General features: G+C 72.3%; 3 protein-coding genes. 2 read left to right on the top strand and 1 reads right to left on the bottom strand.

Annotation, left to right across the window (positions count from 1 at the left end):
• Positions 1-2,089: SpoIIE family protein phosphatase (locus tag R6V09_RS49460; RefSeq protein ID WP_317887988.1), on the top strand; the 2,089-nt coding region annotated here is incomplete at its 5' end.
• Positions 2,090-2,118: 29 nt separating this feature from the next.
• Here the strand turns inward: R6V09_RS49460 and R6V09_RS49455 are convergent.
• The gene (locus tag R6V09_RS49455; protein ID WP_317887987.1) at positions 2,119-2,670 is read right to left on the bottom strand and encodes an RNA polymerase sigma factor; all 552 of its coding nucleotides are present in this window, start codon (positions 2,668-2,670) and stop codon (positions 2,119-2,121) included.
• Positions 2,671-2,716: 46 nt separating this feature from the next.
• On the opposite strand from R6V09_RS49455, the gene R6V09_RS49450 reads away from it, so the two are divergent.
• The coding region (locus R6V09_RS49450) for a serine/threonine-protein kinase (RefSeq protein WP_317887986.1) at positions 2,717-3,214 on the top strand (498 nt) is incomplete at its 3' end.

Below are 3,214 nucleotides of genomic sequence, written 5' to 3'. Positions count from 1 at the left end.
CGACTGGCTCGTCGTGACGCCGCTGGAGGGCGGCGGGCCGCGCGCCGACGAGGACCCCCTCGCCACCGCCGCGCTCACCCAGTCGCCGTGTGCCATCGCGGTCTACGACGAGCATCTGCGGCTGAGCCGGGTCAACGACGCGATGGCCGAGGTGATCGGTCTGCCCGAGGAACGCATCCAGGGCCTGCGGATCACCGAGATCGGCGGCAAGACGCAGAGCGCGGAGCTGGAGCAATACATGCTGCGCGTGCTCACCTCCGGCACCGCCCAGGACTTCCAGATCTACATGCGCACCGGCGGCGAGGACACCGCACACGCCTGGCTGGCCCGGATGGCGCCGATCACCGACACCGAGGGACGGGTGCGGGGCGTGTGTCTGGCCGCGCACGACTTCACCGAGAACTACCTGGCGCGCGAGCGGCTGCAACTCGTCAACGAGGCGAGCGTCCGCATCGGCACCACCCTCGACGTCACCCGTACGGCCCAGGAGCTCGCGGATGTCTGCGTGCCGGCCCTGGCCGACTTCGTCAGCATCGACCTGCTGGACCCGCAGGAGCACGGCGGCGAACTCCCGACGGCGATCACCGCGCCGGTGAGACTGCGCCGGACCGCGCACCAGTCGGTGCAGCAGGGCAGCCCCGAGGCCGTCGCCAAGCCGGGCCAGTCGGACCTGTACCCCACCCAGTCGCCGCAGGCCGACGCACTGGTCGCGGGCCGCACCCTGGTGGCCTCGGACCGGGCCCTCGCGCTCTGGCTGGCCTGGGACAGGGCCCGCACCAAGCGCGTCCAGGAATACGGCATCCACTCCTCGATGGCGGTACCGATCCAGGCCCGCGGCGTCACCCTCGGCGTGGCGGTCCTCACCCGGTACCGGCGCATCGACCCGTTCACCGAGGACGACGTGCTGCTGGCCGAGGAGGTCACCGCCCGCGCCGCCGTCTGCATCGACAACGCCCGCCGCTTCTCCCGGGAACGCGAGACCGCGCTCGCCCTCCAGCGCAGCCTGCTCCCCCGCAAACTGCCGCGCACGGCCGCTCTGGAGGCCGCCTCGCGCTATCTGCCGGCGGCGCGCGCGGGGGTCGGCGGCGACTGGTTCGACGTGATCCCGCTGTCCGGGATGCGGGTCGCCATGGTCGTCGGGGACGTCGTCGGCCACGGCATCCAGGCCTCCGCGACCATGGGCCGGCTGCGCACGGCCGTCCGCACCCTTGCCGACATCGACCTGGCCCCGGACGAACTGCTGACCCACCTCGACGACCTGGTCGTACGGCTGTCCGCGGAGGCCGGCGGCGAGGGCAGCCCGGGCGAGGTCGGCGCGACCTGCCTGTACGCGGTGTACGACCCGGTGTCCCGGCGCTGCACGCTGGCCCGCGCCGGACATCCGCCGCCGATCATGATCCGGCCCGGCGGCCCGCCCGAGCACGTCGACCTGCCCGCGGGACCACCGCTCGGCCTCGGCGGACTCCCCTTCGAGTCGGCCGAGTTCGAGCTGCCCGAGGGCACCGTGCTCGCGCTGTACACCGACGGGCTGATCGAGAACCGCGACCGGGACCTCGACGCCAGTCACCGGCTGCTGTTCGACGCGCTGTACGCCTCCTCGGACTCCCTGGACGAGACCTGCGACCGGATCCTGCACGCCGTGCTCCCGCCGGGCGGTGCCGCCGACGACGTGGCCCTGCTGCTGGCCCGCACCCAGGGCCTGCCCGCCGAGCAGGTCGCCACCTGGGACATCCCCGCCGACCCGTCCCTCGTCGCCCCGATCCGCAAGCAGGTCGTGGAACAGCTAGACCTCTGGAACCTGAGCGAGGTCGGCTTCACCGCCGAGCTGGTGGTGAGCGAGCTGGTCACCAACGCCATCCGCTACGGCGCGCACCCCATCCGGCTCCGGCTCATCCATGACGCGGACACCCTGATCTGCGAGGTCTCCGACACCAACCACACGGCCCCGCATCTGCGCCGCGCCAAGACCTGGGACGAGGGCGGGCGCGGGCTGCTGCTGGTCGCCCAGCTCACCCAGCGCTGGGGCAGCCGGCACACGGCCGACGGCAAGACGATCTGGGCGGAGCTCTCCCTGTTCGACGAGGACTGAGCGTCAGACCCTCCGACGAGGGCCGGGCGTCAGGACAGGTCGAGCAGCCAGGGCCTGACCTGGCGGCGGGCCTCGTGCAGCCGCGACTTGAGCGTGCCGAGCGGGATGCCGAGCCGCTCGGCGATCTCGGCGTACTCCAGCTTGCAGATGTCCCGGTACACCAGCGGCTCGACCAGGTGCGGGGACTCCCGCTCAAGGCGCTCGATCGCCTCCAGGAGGTCGATCTTCGACCCGGCGATCACACTCGTCGTGCGCGGGTCGACATGCTGCGTGACATCGATCACAGCAGGCTGCTCGGCGGCCCGCCGCTTCAGCTCGCGGTACTTCTGCCGGGCGCCGTTGGCGACGACCGTGTAGAGCCAGGTGCTGAAGAGGCTGCGGCCCTCGAACGTGCCGATCTTCCGGGCGACTTGCAGCAGTACGTCCTGCGCGGCCTCCTCGGCGTCCTCGCGGCACGGCAGGAACCGCCCGCACCGCCGTACCACGTCGGGCTGGATCGACCTGAGCAGCGCGTCGAGTGCGGCCGTGTCACCGGCTGCCGCGCGCCTGGCCAGCTCCTCGGTCGGCGCCGTGTCCTGCACTGGATCCACTCCTCCGCCTCGATCTCCGAGCAGGCATGATAGTCCCATGCACTACGTCGAACAGATCGGCCGCTACCGCCTTGAACGCCGCCTGGGCAGCGGCGCGTTCGGCACGGTCTGGCTCGCGCACGACGACGAGCTCGAAGCCCCGGTCGCGGTGAAGGTCCTCGCCGACAACTGGGCGCACCGCATGGACATCCGCGACCGCTTCCTGTCCGAGGCCCGGCTGCTGCGCAGGGCCGGCTCGAACCGGGTGGTGCAGGTCTACGACATCGGTGAACTGCCCGACGGACGGCCGTACTTCGTGATGGAGTACGCCGACGCCGGCACCTTCGCCGATCTGCTCGCCGCGGGTCCGCTGACCGTGCCCGAGATGCTGCGGCTGACCGCGCTGGCCGCCCGGGGCGCCGCCGCGCTGCACGAGGCGGGGATCGTGCACCGGGACATCAAGCCGACGAATGTGCTGCTGCGCACCGCCCCGGACGGCACCGCGCGGGTCCTGCTCGCCGACCTGGGCCTGGCGAAGAGCCTGGCGCAGGCCTCG

Origin of the sequence: Streptomyces sp. W16 (genome assembly GCF_033194735.1) — a bacterium.
GTDB lineage: Bacteria > Actinomycetota > Actinomycetes > Streptomycetales > Streptomycetaceae > Streptomyces.
Note: the sequence above shows the minus strand (reverse complement) of the source record. Positions and strands in the feature narration are given on the sequence as shown.